The organism is Pseudoalteromonas sp. G5_S1_14_S5, from assembly GCF_054968605.1.
Genome location: NZ_JBQKUM010000009.1, coordinates 46,737 through 64,357 on the forward strand (window position 1 = coordinate 46,737; position 17,621 = coordinate 64,357).

Annotated in this window: 9 protein-coding genes and 4 pseudogenes; 4 read left to right on the forward strand and 9 right to left on the reverse strand. The window is 44.6% G+C overall.

Annotated features, from left to right (window positions below; genetic code table 11):
• Nucleotides 1-4: 4 nt before the first annotated feature.
• Together ACTRWI_RS04535 and ACTRWI_RS04540 are read left to right on the forward strand one after the other, a co-directional pair.
• Nucleotides 5-595: pseudogene (locus ACTRWI_RS04535) on the forward strand (IS6 family transposase); the annotation flags it as partial.
• A 609-nt stretch (nt 596-1,204) separates the two neighbouring features.
• Nucleotides 1,205-3,610: a leukocidin family pore-forming toxin gene (locus ACTRWI_RS04540; RefSeq protein WP_499129656.1), complete on the forward strand. Its 2,406-nt coding sequence runs from the start codon at nt 1,205-1,207 to the stop codon at nt 3,608-3,610.
• A 160-nt stretch (nt 3,611-3,770) separates the two neighbouring features.
• Here ACTRWI_RS04540 and ACTRWI_RS04545 read toward each other — a convergent pair.
• A pseudogene (locus ACTRWI_RS04545) lies at nt 3,771-4,488 on the reverse strand (IS256 family transposase); the annotation flags it as partial.
• Here ACTRWI_RS04545 and ACTRWI_RS04550 point away from each other — a divergent pair.
• Nucleotides 4,449-5,039 (forward strand): annotated as a pseudogene (locus tag ACTRWI_RS04550) (IS3 family transposase); the annotation flags it as partial. The pseudogenes ACTRWI_RS04545 and ACTRWI_RS04550 overlap by 40 nt on opposite strands.
• 9 nt (nt 5,040-5,048) lie before the next feature.
• Here ACTRWI_RS04550 and ACTRWI_RS04555 read toward each other — a convergent pair.
• The 4 genes and pseudogenes from ACTRWI_RS04555 to fruB all read right to left on the reverse strand — a co-directional run.
• Nucleotides 5,049-5,277, reverse strand: a pseudogene (locus tag ACTRWI_RS04555) (IS4/Tn5 family transposase DNA-binding protein); the annotation flags it as partial.
• Between the two features lie 179 nt (nt 5,278-5,456).
• Entirely contained in the window at nt 5,457-7,220 is a 1,764-nt protein-coding gene (gene fruA / locus ACTRWI_RS04560; protein ID WP_499129657.1) for a PTS fructose transporter subunit IIBC, read from the reverse strand.
• A gap of 15 nt (nt 7,221-7,235) precedes the next feature.
• Nucleotides 7,236-8,213: a 1-phosphofructokinase gene (gene pfkB / locus ACTRWI_RS04565; protein ID WP_499129658.1), complete on the reverse strand. Its 978-nt coding sequence runs from the start codon at nt 8,211-8,213 to the stop codon at nt 7,236-7,238.
• A 9-nt stretch (nt 8,214-8,222) separates the two neighbouring features.
• Nucleotides 8,223-9,356, reverse strand: a complete 1,134-nt coding sequence (fruB, locus tag ACTRWI_RS04570; RefSeq protein ID WP_499129659.1) for a fused PTS fructose transporter subunit IIA/HPr protein — start codon at nt 9,354-9,356, stop codon at nt 8,223-8,225.
• Between the two features lie 305 nt (nt 9,357-9,661).
• On the opposite strand from fruB, the gene cra reads away from it, so the two are divergent.
• Nucleotides 9,662-10,735: a catabolite repressor/activator gene (gene cra, locus ACTRWI_RS04575; RefSeq protein ID WP_499129660.1), complete on the forward strand. Its 1,074-nt coding sequence runs from the start codon at nt 9,662-9,664 to the stop codon at nt 10,733-10,735.
• 57 nt (nt 10,736-10,792) lie between these two features.
• Here cra and ACTRWI_RS04580 read toward each other — a convergent pair whose 3' ends face one another.
• The 4 genes from ACTRWI_RS04580 to nirB form a co-directional block, all read right to left on the reverse strand.
• Nucleotides 10,793-12,634: a bifunctional protein-serine/threonine kinase/phosphatase gene (locus ACTRWI_RS04580; protein ID WP_499129661.1), complete on the reverse strand. Its 1,842-nt coding sequence runs from the start codon at nt 12,632-12,634 to the stop codon at nt 10,793-10,795.
• A 128-nt stretch (nt 12,635-12,762) separates the two neighbouring features.
• Nucleotides 12,763-14,232 (reverse strand): NarK family nitrate/nitrite MFS transporter, encoded by a 1,470-nt coding sequence (locus ACTRWI_RS04585; protein ID WP_499129662.1) that lies wholly within the window; start codon nt 14,230-14,232, stop codon nt 12,763-12,765.
• Nucleotides 14,233-14,414: 182 nt separating this feature from the next.
• Nucleotides 14,415-14,759, reverse strand: a complete 345-nt coding sequence (gene nirD, locus ACTRWI_RS04590; protein WP_061031137.1) for a nitrite reductase small subunit NirD — start codon at nt 14,757-14,759, stop codon at nt 14,415-14,417.
• Nucleotides 14,760-14,918: 159 nt separating this feature from the next.
• Complete coding sequence (nirB, locus tag ACTRWI_RS04595; protein WP_499129663.1) at nt 14,919-17,501, reverse strand: nitrite reductase large subunit NirB; 2,583 nt, start codon at nt 17,499-17,501, stop codon at nt 14,919-14,921.
• Nucleotides 17,502-17,621 lie beyond the last annotated feature (120 nt).

A 17,621-nucleotide genomic window follows, 5' to 3' on the forward strand; every position in this document is an offset into this window, starting at 1 on the left:
ATGAGGCTGCCACTTTCCCTCCGAGGCTATTCTCGAAACCATACGTTATTATCTTGCCTATAAACTCAGTTATCGTGAAATTGAAGAGATTCAGAATGAGCGCGGTGTCGTTGTAGATCACGCTACTATTAATCGTTGGGTTATCAAATTGGCACCTATTCTAGAGCACCACCTCCGCCGCAAAAAGAAGGCAGTATCTGGGTCGTGGCGTATGGATGAAACCTACATTAAAGTCAAAGGGAAGTGGCTCTACTACTATCGTGCTGTCGATAAATTTGGCTATGTCGTGAACTATTACCTCAGTCCAAACCGTGATGAAGCAGCGGAAAAGGCCTTTCTGAATAAGGCATTGGCTCAAAATGGCTTGCAAGAGAAAGTGGTCATTGACGGAAGTAAAAGTAACTACGCAGCAGTGGATGCCCTAAATGTATAACTTTGGTTGTCGGGTTACTTCATGCTGTCGTTTGTTGAAACTCTAGACATAAAATATCTGAACAACACCGTAGAGCAGAGACACCGCTGGGTGAAACAAAAAATGCGGCAAGTTTTGGGATGGAATTCAGTTGAAGGAGCAACGGCAAGTCTTCATGGATGAGAAATGTGGACGATGCTCAAACGTGATCAGATAGATGTTGCTGGAGAGACTGCCTGTGAGCGCTTTTATGCGCTCGTAGAATAATTCTATCTGAAGGATTGGTCTGTCACACCTCTAGCTAAATTTGCGACAGAACCAGTTGATGCTGTTCGAAAAGAGTCATAATCAGTACAAGTGAAAGAAGGGTTAATTTGTACTGATCATTGATTCTTAGTTCAGTTCTCTGAACTAAACCGACTGCTTGAAATGCGACCAACTTCTGTAGATACCTATGCTGATTGCACCTTTATGGAACGAGAGAATTACCATTAATCAACAGGTTGGAGTAATGACAGATTACCAAATACATCAAATATGCATCATTAACAATATAATCTGTTTTATAGATCAAAAAGGGAGAGAAACTGAGGTTTAATAATTTTAGTTTATCCATGATTCTTAATCTTTTAATAGTGCTGTTCTTGTTGTGTCTAAGTCTGGTATCAATCTAAGAATGACGCTTAAAAGTCAAATAATCTAATTTCGATTTTCGAGCTGTACTTGTTGGTAATTTGCTATTTGTACAACTTGCTAAGTCATACAATTGCCCTGTCAGATAAGGATATTTATATGTTGAAAAAATCATTGCTAGCAATATCAATCTCGATATCACTATTTTCTAGCACAATACAAGCCAAACCAATGACCGCTATAGGTGAGTTGTCAGATAACGCAGTTAATATTTTAAGCTCACTGCAAAGCGACGAAAATATTTCATATGTTAATGTTAATTCTTTAATAGAAAATGATGAGAAGTTAAGTTATTACTTTATAAAACATCAAGTTAATAGTAATGGGAAAAGGTACTTATTTGATTTGTCTGATGTTGATACTGATAAATTAGATCTTGTGAAGAAAAAAATGACATCAATACTTGGGGTGTCATTTGATAGTAAATACCTTGCTGTCAGTAGCTATAAAGGGTCTCTACTTTATTCCCCTTTTGATACGCCAGAAGATAGTAATGTTCAAAATTTGAATGTGGCGGAGAGTGGCTTGTCTCTAGAAAATACTGATATACAGGGATCAGATGCAGACACAACTCTTCCTCAGATTGGTTTTTATATCAGTGTTGCTCGACCAATCAGAGCTGAAGAATGTAGCTTTAGGAGTTCTGTGCTCTCTACAAAAGGTGAAACTGGTTGGCCGCAAGGAAATCGACAGTTTTGTGACAATAAGGCGAACATTTCACTCGTTTATAAGGTTACTTTAGCGCGTTCGTTAGCTTATGGGGTTATAGGCAACGGCACACCGGACGCTAAAATTGTGCGGATCAGTTTAGATGAATCATCATCGAGTGGTGCAGGGATCCATTTAAACGACAAATTGAGTTACTCTATGAATCGGGCTACTTGGACAGTACTTGACGGCTGGATTACTGACTTCTCAACAGATGCATGGGCTCAAGATTACAAGTTTGATATTAGTGCATCGAATAGCAAAGCAGAAATATTAAGAAAGTCTCCTACAAATGTGAATGCCAATATTCAAAATAGAGAGACATATGGTTTTAACTACGGAGTATCAGGAGGAGCTGAGCTGTCAAAGGATGGAGCAAAAGCTCAGATTAATGCTTCAGCTGAATATACCGAGAATAGAACATTAGTATATGATACAGCTGATTACAGCGTAAGGGGGACAAACTCAAATCAACGAAATGTATCTTTTGTATGGGAAAGAGAGAATTACGCTACAGCTGCCTCTATCCAAAATAGAAATACATCGGACGTTTTTCAGAAAGAGTTATATCCAGTTGATATATCAAGAGTTCACCCTATCGGTTACGCAAACTTTGTACCTAATTTGGATGTTATCTACAAAGCAAGGAGCAATGAAACTGGTGTAACTGAATTTAAGGTTTCATCATCAGTAAATATTCGCCCTATTTATCATGCGACTTACCAACATTATATTGTCATTGGTTCATATTTAAAATTTCATGCTTATGAAGATACTCCGCGTAATCGCGTTACAGAAGAGGTTAATTTTAACGTTGATTGGTCGCATCCTGTATTTACCGGGGGTCGCCCTGTAAATCTGCAGTTAGGTGGCTTTAATTCTAAGTGTATTGATATTGATGATAACAATAAGATCAACACTGAAGCTTGTGACAAAAAGAGTATTGAGCAGTCCTTTATTTATAATAGCGTCGGAAATTATGTCAGTGCTAGAGATACTAGTTTTTGCTTAGATGGAGATAATTTAACATACTTGCAAAAGTGTTCCGGCAACCTGTCTCAGAGATGGAATTGGGTAGATAACAGTGATGAACTGAAAAATGACTATACTGGCGATATACTCTTCCACGATACCGAAACCGGAGAGCTTACTTTGAGCGGTGCATCGGAGGAAAATATGAGTAATCGTACTTTAACCATGTTTACAGATGTCTTTCATATATCAGGTGCAATAGGATCTATCGCTGTTACTGCAAATGAATTGGATAATGGACAGCTGCCAAGTGGTTATTCAACTATTTATTTCAGTACTAAGAATGCTGATTGGAGCAAAAATATATATATGCCAGAATACCCTCAGGAAGGTATGACTGTAGATATTCGTTCAACTGCAGAGTTACCATTTTATCTGCATGGTAAAGAACTAGGTCACCTTGATGGTAGGCAAGTGAACTTTAACGACTCGCTTGGTTTTATATTTACTAATGGCCAATGGGAGGTCAATGGAGAACTCGGTGATGAGATAGATGTTACTCCAAATAAGCTTTATAAAGGGCGCCTTCCAAGTAGTTACGAAACCATCAACTTCTTTACTCAGAATGCTGATTGGAATGAGCACATAACTATGCCTTCATACCCACAAGATGGGATGACTGTTTATATTTATTCAAAGGCTGAATTACCATTCTACCTGCATAGTAAAGAACTAGGCGAGTTTGATAATATGAAGGTGAAGAATGGCGAAACACATTTATTTCAATATTCATCAAGAGATCAAAAGTGGATAAAACGTAGATAAGTTGGATTATTCTAATCGAGTAGGGTGAGGCGTTATCTTTGAGCGATTCTACGCACTCGCAGGATAATTGTACCTGGAGGATTGGTCTGTCGTACCTCTAGCTAGATTTGCGGCAGAACCTTTATTTGACCCTGTAAATAATTCTGTGTAACTGTCGGGGTTACATATATTCAGTGAGTCGGTCTTCGAATTTAATCATAAAGCGGTTCAGGGCTTGTCGCCAGTTTCTGATTGGCATTGTCCATATCTTGGACGCATCTTCTATCGCTAAGAAGATCACTTCCTGCCGACTCATTAGCCTGGAACAGTTTTCGCTTCTTAATCGCCTTTCTAATAACGCTATTAAGTGATTCTATAGCGTTGGTTATGTAGATTGCTCACCTAATGTCTTCAGGGTAGTTGAAGACATTAGGTTATTCCAATGCGCTGTCTAGGTTGAGGGTATTTGTCATTCCATTTATCTGAGAACTACTTAAGGCGAGTAGTGCTTCGTCTTCAGTTTTCGATTGATAAACTTTCTTAAGATCGGCAGTGACAGCCTTATAGTCCTTCCAAGTTACGTACTTGACTGAGTTTCTCACCATATGGACGATGTAGAGTTGTATCTGGGTATTTTTAATGGCATCAGGGAAGCCCTTCAGACCATCGACACATGCAATAAGAATGTTTTTTACTCCGCGGTTTTTTAGCCCTGTTACTACAGCAAGCCAGAACTTCGCGCCTTCCGTTTCTGACAGCCACATACCAAGTAGTTCTTTTTGCCCCTCCATATTTACGCCTAGAGCATGATAAACGGCTTTGTTGATGACTTGTTTATCTTGTCTGATTTTAACGACAAAAGCATCGATACAGAAAGGCTTCTCAAGAACATCTTGAGGTCCCAAATCAATTGGGCCGACAGTTTGCTGTTAACGCCCCGAATGAAGTTTGGGTTGGAGATGTTACGTATATTTGGACAGGAAATCGCTGGATGTATTTAGCGGTTGTTATTGAACTTTTTGCCCGTAAAGTGATAGGTTGGTCGATGTCTTTATCACCTGATTCCAGTCTGACAGGCAAAGCTCTTTCAATGGCTTATGAGTCGCGTGGTAAGCCGAAAGGCGTCATGTTCCACAGCGATCAAGGTAGCCATTATACAAGTCGAAAATACCATCAACTTCTATGGCGTTTTCAAATGAAACAGAGCCTATCTCGCCGAGGAAACTGTTGGGATAATGCACCGATGGAGCGTTTCTTTAGAAGCTTGAAGACAGAATGGGTGCCAACAGTAGGTTATCGTAGCTTTGCCAAAGCTCATCAAGAAATCACCCGCTATATTAACGGGTATTACTGTCAACTCAGGCCTCATCAGTATAACGGTGGCCTAACTCCCAACGAATCAGACAGATTATATTGGGAAAACTCTAAAACCGTGGCCAATTTTAGTTGACCACTACACCTGGACTGTGACATTAAATCCAGCTTCTGCAATGTCTTCAGCCTTGATTGTTCATTACGGATAAAGCGATAAGCCCCTTCCATGTCCGCGGGAGAAATGATGAGCTTCGAGACTGGAAAACCTGGCTGCTCGGCAAGTGAAGCCGGTAGAGCGACGAGTCTTTGAGTTCGTCTAGGGTCATTGAGGTCGGCTTGGCCGAATTTTTTTGTGCCCAGAGGGTTGGCTCTATATAAGTCATAATCATCATCCTTGTCGTATCTGGATGATCAGATCACGAAACATAAAATTAGTTCAAAAAAAATCCCTAAGCTGTAGCTAAGGGATTTCTGTATAAGAGACAGCCTCATATGAGGAGCCTTTGTTTAATGATAAGCCGCTTTATAGAAGGAGCTTAACAGAGTAGGGGGATTAAGCCTCTGCCGTTACTTTAGAGCTACTCATCTTTTTAAGTGCTGCGTAGCCAAAGCCTGTTACTAGCGTACCTGCTGCAATCGCTACTAGGTACATAAGTACTGGAGAGATAGCGCCAGGAATCAGTAGTACGAATAGACCGCCGTGTGGAGCCATCAGTTGTGCACCAAACATCATTGATAGAGCGCCCGTTAGTGCACCACCTGCCATACATGCTGGGATAACACGCATCGGGTCTTTCGCTGCGAATGGAATCGCGCCTTCAGAGATGAAGCATAGGCCAAGAACGAATGATGCTTTACCCGCTTCACGCTCGCCTGCTTCAAACTTGTCTTTCACTAGGAAAGTCGCAAGGCCCATACCTAGAGCAGGAACCATACCTGCTGCCATAATAGCTGCCATTGGAGCGTAAGTTTGTGAAGCCAGTAGACCAACACCGAATGTGTAAGCGGCTTTGTTTACCGGACCACCAAGGTCGAAACACATCATTGCGCCTAGAATCACACCCAGAAGAATCGCGTTAGACGTACCCATGTTGTTTAGGAAGTCTGTCATTGCGCTCATTACGCCAGAAACAGGACCACCTACGATGTAAACCATCACAAGGCCAGTGAACAAACTCGCGATAAACGGAATGATCAGGATTGGTTTAAGCGCTTCCATCGATTGTGGAAGTTGAACTTTGTCGGCAATGAACTTCGCAGAGTAACCCGCAATGAAACCAGCCGCGATACCACCTAGGAAGCCTGCGCCTGTTGAGCTAGCTAGCATACCGCCGATTAGACCAGGAGCTAGGCCCGGACGGTCAGCAATCGAGAATGCAATGAAACCAGCAAGAACAGGAATCATCAGTGCGAATGCAGAACCACCACCGATAGTCATCAGTGCTGCCGCTAGTGTGCCTTCTTCTTTAAACGCTTCGATACCGAATACGAAAGAAAGAGCGATGATCAAACCACCCGCAACAACCACAGGAAGCATGTGAGAAACACCTGTCATAAGGTGCTTGTACACACCCTTCTTCTCATCAGCAGGTGCTGCTTGTGAAGAAGAGGCTGTGTGTTGGTATGGCTTAGCTTCAGCAAACGCTTTCTCAACTTCTTGCTGAGTCTTCTTAAGAGCTGGGCCAGTTGTTGTTTTGTAAAGAGGCTTACCGTTGAAACGATCCAGTGGAACGTCGATGTCGGCAGCGATGATAACAAGATCAGCGTCTGCGATTTCTTGGTCTGTCAGTTGGTTCTTCGCACCTACAGAGCCGCGAGTTTCCACTTTGATTTGGTGACCTAGGCGCTTACCTTCTGCTTCGAGCGCTTCTGCTGCCATAAAGGTATGTGCAACACCTGTTGGACAAGCTGTAATCGCAACGATCTTTTTGCTGCCTGTTCTTGCTGTTGTAGAAGAGTTTACTGATGTACCGGTTACTTCAATAGTGCTTTCAACCTGAGAGGCGTCTAATACCGTTGCTTCTGCTGCCGCTTTCTCTAGAAATGCTTTTGCATCTGCAGAGCACTCAGAGATAGCTGCTTGGTAGACTTTTTTGCCTACGAAACGTGTTTTATCAACGTTTGTGTTAGCTGCAATAACCACAACGTCGCTGCTGTCTATAGCGTCTGGTGATACTGGAGATTCTGGTAGCACGCTTGATTGGCATTCAATAGCGGCGTTCCAACCCAGTGCTTTTGTTGCTTGCTCTAGCAAGCCTGCTGCGATGATACTGTTTGCTACGCCACTTGGGCAAGCTGTGATAATGGTAATATTCATAATAAACCTTTTGTCCTATTTACCTGTGTCTAACTGGTTAGTTGGAACATCAAGCACCTGTAATTGGATATTTTGTAGTACTGAATCCAGCTCTTGTTGGCTAGTTACTCCCACACCTACTTGCGAAACGGCTAGTGCAGATAGGGCGGTTGCGAATTTGATAAGTTCTGGTTTTGGCATTTGCTGCATGTGACCCCAACATAGACCAGCGACTAAGGTGTCGCCTGCGCCTACAGTGCTCACTACTTGCATACGCGGTGGTTGAGCATGTAACCATTCACCTTGGTTAAGCCACATCACGCCTTCAGCGCCAAGTGATACCACGATGTTGTCGATGCCTTTTTCGCTTAGGGCTTGGCCTGCGTGTTGGCATTGGTCACGTGTTATAAGTTCAGCATTGAATAGCTGAGATAGCTCTTCATCGTTTGGCTTAATCAACCAAGGCTGTGCACTGATACCGGCTTTAAGTGCATCACGGCTGCTGTCGAAAAGAACTTTTTTGCCTAGGTCACGTAAGCGTTGAACCCAAGAAGCGCAAAGCTCTGGTGATACGCCTTGTGGCAAGCTGCCTGCAATCACGAAATAATCGTGCGTTTCAGCCAGTTCTAGTAAGGTTGCTTCAAACGCTCTAATTGCGTCAGCATTAACAGGAACACCAGGGAAGTTGATGTCGCTTACTTGGCCTGAGTTCTCGACTAGTTTTACGTTGATGCGAGTCGCACCGTCAACACGGATGAAGCGGTCAGTTGCGCCCATCTGTTCGAAAAGTTGGCAGAAGGCTTCTTCGTTATTGCGACCAAGGAAACCTGTTAAGGTCACTTTAGCACCAAGCTCTGAAAGTACTTTTGCTACGTTTACGCCTTTTCCTGCTGCGTGCAGAGAACCTTGATTCACTAGGCTAACCGAGCCAACATTCAGTGCGTCGATAGCACCTGTTAGGTCTAGTGCTGGGTTTAGCGTAACGGTAACGGCTTTGATTTGTTTATCAGACATATCGAATCCTTAACCTTCGCCAAGGCCTGAAGCGATAGCTTTACCGATCGATTCAAGTGCTTGTGCTGCATCATCACCTTCAGCAACAAACTGAAGCTGGTGGCCGTGTTTAACGCCAAGAGCGATGACTTTCATTAAGCTCTTCGCGTTCACTTCTTTTCCGTCACCATCTAGGTTTGAAACGCGGATAGAAGATTCGAATTTCTTCGCTTCAGCAACCAACATTGCGCCTGGGCGAGCGTGTAGGCCATGTGCGTTCTTAATTTTGAATACTGCGCAGTTGTCATCGACTTCAGACGCTGTAGAAACCGCTTCACCTTTAAGAAGGCCAATCACTTGTGCAACGTCAGCAGTTAACAGTTGTTGCTGTTTACCTTCGAAAACCATTTTGCTTAGGTTCACTAGAATAGACTGGTGTGCGCTGTTACAAGCCGCGAATGCCACAAGAGCTTTCACTGGTGTGCCTTCGAATTCGCAATCGTTCGCTGTAGAAACGAAAGAGACGCTAGTACGAGTTACGCCTTTGTCGCTACCAAGTAACCACAGGCCTTGGCCCAGGTGAGTTGGAGTTTTTGTTACTAGGTCAGCAACGAATTCGTTGTCTGTGCAACCTGTGTTCTTCAGTAGACCGCCCGCAACAGCAGACATTTGAATCATGTCGCTTGCTGGGAACAATAGTTGAACTAGAGATGCGTCTAGGTCAGCTTCTAACTGAACTTCACCGTTCAGTAGGGCAATGATTTCGTCTTCTGATTTCGCTTGTTTCAGTTTCTCTTCAACGCCGTCCGCCGCTAACACTTTGGTTAGCTGTTTAAGGATGCCTAAGTGCTCGTCAGATTTCGCTGCAATACCAATCGCAACGTAAACGCGGTTACCATCTGCCCAATCAATACCTTCAGGGAAGTGGTGTACTGCAACGCCTGTTTCTTTTACAAGGCCGCGAGTGTCTGTGGTGCCGTGAGGAATCGCGATGCCGTTACCAAGAAACGTAGAGTTCTGGTTTTCACGGTTCAGCATTCCTTCAACATAGCCTGAGTCCACTAGGCCTTTCGCAGTTAGGTCGCCAGCAATGTTCTGGATAGCTTTGAATTTGTCATCGGCCGTTTGACCAAGAGTGATGTCAGATTTTGATAATTTAAGCATGGTGCCTCTTTAGCGTATCGCTTGAGAATTTGTGTATCGCTACGATTCAGTCTAGAGCAATATCTTCTCGTTGCTTGCTCTTAGTTTTATCTAAGCTGAATCGGTTCAGCATTCAATGTAAAAAAATTCAGCAAAGCCGATTTTGGTTTTCAAAATAGTTTTGCTGCGTGTCGTAATTTCAGTTTCATTCATAACGTAAAGTTGAATCACGACAAATAACGTTCAATCCATACAAAAGGATGATTGAAGTCACTTTTCAGATTTTGCTGAATCCTTTCAGCTTTCATACTGAATCGATTCAGCATATGATTCAACTAATCCAAGGATCAGAAGATTGGTTATATGATCCTACGCACAAAATACAGGTCACCCATATGACACTAGATGAGATTGCCAAACTAGCCGGTGTGTCGAAAACGACAGCCAGCTATGTGATTAACGGCAAGGCGCAGAAATACAGAATCAGTGAGAAGACTCAGCAGAAAGTAAAGGCGGTGGTAGACGAGTATAACTACCGTCCAGACCATGCTGCTTCGTCGCTGCGTGCTGGTAATAGCCGCTCATTTGGTTTGATTATTCCTGATCTGGAGAACAGCAGTTACGCGCGTTTAGCAAAACTGATAGAGCAGAACTCACGTAAAGTGGGCTATCAAATCCTGATTGGCTGCTCTGATGATGACGCCGAAACCGAACGTAAAGTAGCGGAAGCGTTGGTGAGCCGCCGTATTGATGCTTTGCTGGTGGCGAGCTCTATGCCAGACGCTAATGAGTTTTACTTGAAGCTACAAAAATCGGGGACGCCAGTCATTGCGATTGACCGTCCGTTAGACGATGAACATTTTGCCTGCGTGATCAGTGAAGACTTCGAAGCCGCCTTTGAGCTGACACATTCAATTCTAGATGACAACATTCACAGCGTTGGCTTAATCGGTGCACTGCCTGACCTGAACATTTCGCGCGAGCGTCACTTAGGCTTTGAAGCAGCGAATAAAGCCCACACGCAGCAAACAGGGCTAGATGAAAATAAACCAACGGTTGTAGGTTACGGTGAGCACTTTGATCGTGAATCCGGTCGAGAAGTGTTTGAATCGTGGATTGCTAAAGGCACAGTTCCTGATGCGATTGTCACTATGTCCTTCACCTTACTAGAAGGTGTACTTGATGTGATGGTCGAAAATCCAGAGCTGATCAATCAAGTGAAGTTGGCGACTTTTGGTGATAATCGATTATTGGATTTCTTACCCTTTAAGGTTCACTCACTGCCGCAGCAATTTGAGGTCATCGCAGACAGCGCTTTTGCTTTAGCATTGAACGCTTCAGCAAAACGTTACCAGTCGGGAATTGAATTGGTGCCAAGAAGTTTAGTGAAGCGCAGTTAACATAAAGATGAGTTAATTTTAAGAATGCCTCAGCTCCAACTGGTCGCTGAGGCTTTTTTATTGAATCAACAAACCAAACTCAACCAGCGCTACTAAGCCTAAAAGTAGGGCAAGTACCTTCCAAAACTGGAGTGGATGACGGTCGAGCAGCGGTTGCTTGGTTTTACGTTTTACTAATTTTGAATTCGGTGTGTACAGATCTGAGATAAAATCTCCAAGCACACTGTATCGTTCGCTCGGGTGTTCAGCACAGGCTTTGTTTAGTACCAGATCAAACCAGGCAGGAATATCGGAGCGGTGTTGAGTTATCGGGCGGTATTGCCATTGGTGATGGCGAGATTGCATGAGTGAGCGTGGTGTCATTTCTGGATAAGGCAGTTGCCCTGCCAGCATTTCATAGCCGATGACACCAACAGAGAATAGATCCGAGCGTGTTGTCGCAACATTCTGTTTAATGCTCTCTGGTGCGATGTAATTTACCGCTCCGAGTGGCACAGCATCTTCTTCAAAAGGTAATCCTTCTTCAATTCCGCGAATGAGTACCGCTCCTAAGTCGATAAGTTTGATATCACCGTTTGGCAGTAACATGATGTTTTCAGGTTTGAGATCGCGGTGCACCATATCGGCACGTTGTAATACACGAATGCCTTGAACGATCTTCTCAAGAATAGTGCGGACTTCAGGCAGATTCGTTTTAGGATTGTCGTACATCCATTGTCTTAACGTCACGCCTTCAACCATTTCACACACTTGGTAGAGAAACTGCGACTTCTCATCGGTGGGGTACACCTTCATGATGCGCTTGTTGTTCAGTAGCATCCCTGCCCATTGTTCGTTATAGAAGGCTTTGAGCTCGGCGGGATCATCGCGATATTGCAGAGAAGGCACTTTAATGACGAACTCGGTTTGCGTCTGAGTTTGTATTACTCGATACACATGGCTGCGCGTTCCAGAATAGAGCACTTCTAGGACCTGAAACTGGTCGATCATCTGCCCAAGTTTGAGCACGGGAGGGATAACTCGGGTCGCGAGCTTTTCATGAAACTCAATTAGAGAAGGCTTAGGGAGTTGAGCCACTTCAAGCATTAAGCAACTCACATTGTCTTTGCTGTTTTTAGCTAGTGCTTTATTACAAACGGTTTGTGTGGCGCTCTCAAAGTCGAGTTGATTTGAGGCCGCTTCCATTAGATCGGATTCATCAACAAATTCATGCACGCCATCCGTTGTGAGAATAAAACGATCTTTCGCTTTGATAGGCAGAGTTTGGTAATCGACGTTGAGTTGGTTATCCATGCCTAAAGCACGAGTGAGGTAGTGAGTATTGACCAGATTTTTGCGGGTGTGATCGCGAGTTAGCTGCTTAATTTCACCGTCGCGAACTAAGTAGATTCGGCTGTCGCCCACATGGAAAATATGCGCGGTGTTTGATTTGAGAATCACTGCGCTAAAGGTCGACACCATATTGTTGTGCGCGAGTTGTTTTTCGTCATCAAGACCGGAATAAGAGGCATTGAACAGCCAAGAATTGAGTGAAGTCAGAACCTTTTGGGCAGATCGTTGAATACTCCAGCTTTCAGGAGTGGCGTAATAGTCAGTAATGAACTGCATCACGCTGGTATGGCTAGCTTTTTGACCTTGTTCGCTGCAACTTACTCCGTCCGCAATACAGGCAACGCTCCCTTTGAACTCATGTTCTGCTCTGGTCTGAGGGTGTTTAACGATAATCGCGTCTTGATTCTCGTTTCTTATCCCTTGGTGTGAGTAGCCGCCGAAATTGAGCTTTAACTGATTGCTAGTCTCAGCGTGAATACCCTGAACCTTGGTTTGTGGCTCCTTTGGTATCACTGCCGGGCTCCGTTCTAGCGTAGCGTCTTGAGTTTGACTGAATGAAAGCGTCATAACGTCCTTGCTCCTATGATGCTCATTGTTACTTGAAGAAAGAACAAAAGCTCTCAGTAATAACGAGAGCCTTTGAACGAAGTAACCAAGTGTCGCAGCCCGGTTACTTCTCCCGATTCAATGACTGATTAGCTCGATACGTTAATTAATGTCACACTACCATCGTCGTTCACTTCAGCGATCTGACCATTGGGCTCTTCCATGAACATCAGAGTCACGAAGCCAAGAACCGCCGTTGCAGCAATCACAAGGAAGAAAGTCTGGTAGCTAACAAACGAAAGCACGGTTAGGTAAACTACCGCACCCACGTTTCCGTAAGCACCTGTCATCCCTGCAATTTGGCCTGTCATACGGCGTTTGATAAGAGGTACTGTCGCAAATACTGCACCTTCACCTGCTTGTACGAAGAACGAACATGCCATTGCCGCAACAACCGCTAGCCATACTGGCCATGTGCTCTCTACTTGACCCATAACGAAGTAACCTACAGCCAAACCTGCCGTTAGGATAAGTAGGGTTGGTTTACGACCAAATTTGTCTGAAATCCAACCGCCACCAGGGCGAGACATCAAGTTCATGAAGGCATAAGCCGAAGCGACCATACCTGCAAGAACGGGTGTTAGTTCAAAGGTTTCAGAGAAGAACAGAGGCAGCATAGAAACTACCGCTAGCTCAGAACCAAAGGTTGCGAAGTACAGAACGTTCAGCACCGCAACTTGCTTAAATTTGTACTGGTGAATCTCTAGCACTTCTTCTTTGAATACGTTCTTGTTCACTTTCCAAACTTGAGTTACTTCATACACATACAGTGCAGCAAGTACCGCATACACACCGTACACCGCTGCGTCTGAAAGCATACCGATACCTGATGGAGACAGTTTCCAAGCCAGCAGAGCAAGTGCACCGTACATAGGGATCTTCATGAAGAGTAGAAAGAAAAAGTCACCCTTAGACGTCACTTCCATTGCTGTTACTTGAGCAGGTTTGAAGTAAGTAGAACCTTTTGGTGTGTCGGATACGTTTTTGTAGAACACAACAGAGAACAGTAAGCTCATTACACCGGTGATACCAACCGCATAACGCCAGCCATCTTCGCCACCAAATACTAATGCTAGAGTTGGAAGAGTGAACGCTGCTGCCGCTGAACCAAAGTTACCCCAACCGCCGTAGATACCTTCTGCTGTACCCAGTTCGTTATGTGGGAACCATTCAGATACCAATCGAATACCAACTACGAAGCCAGCACCGATAAAGCCAAGTAGGAAACGAGCAATGGCGGCTTGAATGAAAGAGTCAGCCAGTGCGAACATGAAACACGGGATCGAACAGATCGCGAGTAACGAGGAATAGACAAGTCTTGGACCGTAACGGTCGGTGAGCATACCAATCGCGACACGCGCAGGAATGGTTAAGGCAACGTTTAGGATTAGAAGGGTTTTGATCTCTTCAGTGGTTAGCCCTAGGCTGGTTTTTACCATCTGCAGTAGTGGTGCGAAGTTAAACCACACCACAAAGGTGATAAAAAAGGCAATCCAGCTGAGGTGTAAGACCTTCATCTTGCCGGTAAACGAAAGCAGCGAAAATTTTGAGTTATCCATGTATTAAATCCTTTAAATATGGAATCTAGAGTTATCTAGCCGTCCACATGCCAACTCCATAGCTTGCCTAGACTGTTAATTATAGGCGGCTAAGGCATGTTAATGGGTGAATTTGAAAGTACAACCTTTTAGGTAGCTAACTTTTGGTTAGTTGTTAGCTTTTCGTTAGTTAAAGCTAAGAGCTAACTCGCTAAGGCTTCTGGCGCTAGAACTTGAATCTGGTTACCTTGCCTGCGTACTTCAAAACGGGTTAGGGCATGTTCAGGTTCTTCTAAACAGGCACCTGTCTCTAGGTGGTAATGCTGCTTGTAGAGTGGTGATGCCACATAGGGTTCTCCACTTAACGATCCAATAATGCCGCGTGACATAACGTTGGCTTTGCCTACTGGGTCGAAATTCGAAAGGCCGTAAAGCTTGTCACTGCGTTTGCAGTAAAAGATAGCGACTTGATGATCAGCCACCTTGGCACACACACCCGCATTGGGTGACAGTTCCTCTTGAGAACAAACAGTGGTCCAGTTTTCCATGACAGTCTCCTTGGTAATTTATAGAGTCTTTGATTTTGTTCCATTTCTTAAAAAAGAAGGTCGTAAAGAAAGAAGGTTGTAAAGAAAGAAGGTCGTAAAGAAAGAAGGTCGCTAGCAGTGAATTGCCGAGAACGAAGGATCTGCTACCGACCAAACTGGTTACGAGACTTCCGTAATTTCAATTTGTTGAGTGCTGCTTAATGCCTGATTACGCTCTGCTTCTTGGTCTGTGTTGACCGAAGGCTTCGGGAAGCGCTGTTCACGTTCTTTGATAAATGACAGGCTAGAGTCCATCTCATCGCTATTGATGTAGTGCTGGAAGCGCTTCATCTTGACTGGGTTTTCGATGGTGGTTTTCCATTCACACTGGTAGTTTTCGATGTTGAGCGCGATGTCGGCTTCAAGTTCAGCGGCGACATTGAGTTTGTCTTCAATCACCACCTCTTTGAGGTAATCCAAGCCACCTTCTAAGTTCTCCATCCAAACAGAAGTTCGTTGTAGGCGGTCTGCAGTACGTGTGTAGAACATCAACACGCGGTCGATGTATTGAATAAGAGTTTGTTCATCTAGGTCGGTCGCGAATAAGTCAGCATGACGAGGGCGCATGCCGCCATTACCACAGACGTATAGGTTCCAACCTTTATCTGTCGCAATAACACCAATGTCTTTTGATTGCGCTTCGGCACATTCACGAGTACAGCCAGATACCGCAAATTTGATCTTGTGTGGTGAGCGCAGGCCCTTGTAGCGGTTCTCTAGTTTAATCGCGAGGCCAACACTGTCGTTGACGCCGTAGCGACACCAAGTGCTACCCACACACGATTTCACGGTACGAACCGATTTACCGTAGGCGTGACCAGTTTCAAAGCCTGCATCAATCAGTTTTTTCCAGATGGTTGGCAGCTCATTAAGTTGTGCACCAAATAGGTCGACACGCTGACCGCCAGTGATCTTAGTGTAGAGGTCGTATTCTTTTGCCACTTCACCCAGCACGATCAATTTGTCTGGTGTGATTTCACCGCCAGCAATACGTGGGACCACAGAGTAGGTACCGTCTTTTTGCATGTTGCCAAGGTAGATATCGTTGGTGTCTTGCAGTTCGATGTGCTCATCTTTCAGGATGTAGTCGTTCCAGTAAGAAGCGAGAATAGAACCCACCGCCGGCTTACAAACGGTACAACCGAGTCCTTGACCATGAGATTCAAGCAATTCATCGAAGGTTTTGATTTTGTTGACGCGAATAATGTCGGTCAGTTCTTGGCGAGAGTAAGCAAAGTGCTCACAGATGTCGTTAGAAACTTCGACACCCAGGTTGCTCAATTCGCTATCTAATACTTGTTTAGCAAGGGCAGAACAGCCACCACACCCGGTCGAAGCGTTGGTCGATTCTTTCAGCGCTGCCATTGTGGTGCAGCCTGCAGAAACGGCTTGTTTGATGTCGCCTTTGGTGACGTCAAAACATGAACAAATCACAGCACTGTCTGGAAGCGCTTCAACACCCATGGCGCTGCCAGAATCGTCAGCAAGGTTTGGTAGAATCAATACCGATGGGTTCTCTGGCAAAGGCATATCGTTTTGCTTGATTTGCAGCAGTGAACCATAGGCTTCAGCGTCACCGACTAACACGGCACCGACGATCTTCTTGCCATCAGCAGAAACAATTAAGCGCTTATAAACTTGTTCAATTTCATCGTTGTAGGTGTAAGACTGTGCGCCTTCGGTCTTACCATGCACTTCACCAATACTGGCCACGTCTACACCCAGAAGCTTGAGCTTGGTGCTCATATCGGCACCCGTAAAGCTGCTCTCATCTTCGCCATTGGAAAGAATATGGCTTGCTGCGACTTTCGCCATTGAGTAACCCGGAGCCACGAGACCAAAGATCTTGTTGTCCCACAGTGCACACTCACCAATCGCGTAGACATCATCGATGTTGGTTTGGCAGTAATCATCAATCACGATACCGCCACGCTCGCCAATCTCGATGTCAGAGCTACGAGCCAGAGCATCTTGAGGGCGAATACCGGCAGAGAACACGATCATGTCGGTTTCAAGGTGAGAGCCATCGGCAAAGTTCATGCGGTAGCGAGCATTTTCACCCTCTACAATCTCAGAGGTCGCTTTCTCGGTATGAACTTGTACGCCTAGGTCTTCAATTTTGCGTCTAAGTAGAGCGCCGCCGCCGTCATCGAGTTGAACTGCCATTAAGCGAGGCGCAAACTCTACGACATGTGTTTCTAAGCCAAGGTTTTTAACTGCGTTTGCGGCTTCTAAGCCCAGTAGGCCACCACCGATAACCACGCCAGATTTACTCTGCTTGCTCGATAGTTCAATGGCATCAAGGTCTTCGATAGTGCGGTAGACGTGACAGTGTTCTTGGTCGTTGCCTGGAATTGGTGGTACGAACGGGAATGAGCCTGTTGCGAGAATCAGTTTGTCGTAGCTTTCACGGTGACCATTGTCAGTCACTACCGCTTTATTTTCGGTATCCAGCTCAGTGACTTTGGCATTGATTAGGTATTTGACGCCATTTTCTTGGTAGTAAGCTTCACTCGTCAAAGACAAGTCGTCGGCTGATTTACCGTTAAAGTAGGCCGTGAGCTGAACACGGTCATAAGCAAGTCGTGATTCTTCACTAAAAGTGATGACTTCATATTGGTCTGAGTCAGCTTGAATAATGTTGTCGATAAATTTGTGGCCAACCATGCCATTACCAACGACGACAATCTTTTGTTTGCTCATAGTAAATTCCTTTTTTGCTGGCTTCCTAGCGTTTCTAAAACTGCCCACTCTCTGGTGGATAATGTGCTGTTCTTCCAATGAACTTAAAAACTGTAAATTTTGGGTTGTTGGGATTTATGG

Coding starts and splice junctions, on each gene's coding strand:
- ACTRWI_RS04540 (WP_499129656.1), top strand. CDS start 1,205: ATGTTGAAAAAATCATTGCTAGCAATATCAATCTCGATATCACTATTT.
- fruA (WP_499129657.1), bottom strand. CDS start 7,220: ATGAATATTACCATTATCACAGCTTGCCCAAGTGGCGTAGCAAACAGT.
- pfkB (WP_499129658.1), bottom strand. CDS start 8,213: ATGTCTGATAAACAAATCAAAGCCGTTACCGTTACGCTAAACCCAGCA.
- fruB (WP_499129659.1), bottom strand. CDS start 9,356: ATGCTTAAATTATCAAAATCTGACATCACTCTTGGTCAAACGGCCGAT.
- cra (WP_499129660.1), top strand. CDS start 9,662: ATGATTCAACTAATCCAAGGATCAGAAGATTGGTTATATGATCCTACG.
- ACTRWI_RS04580 (WP_499129661.1), bottom strand. CDS start 12,634: ATGACGCTTTCATTCAGTCAAACTCAAGACGCTACGCTAGAACGGAGC.
- ACTRWI_RS04585 (WP_499129662.1), bottom strand. CDS start 14,232: ATGGATAACTCAAAATTTTCGCTGCTTTCGTTTACCGGCAAGATGAAG.
- nirD (WP_061031137.1), bottom strand. CDS start 14,759: ATGGAAAACTGGACCACTGTTTGTTCTCAAGAGGAACTGTCACCCAAT.
- nirB (WP_499129663.1), bottom strand. CDS start 17,501: ATGAGCAAACAAAAGATTGTCGTCGTTGGTAATGGCATGGTTGGCCAC.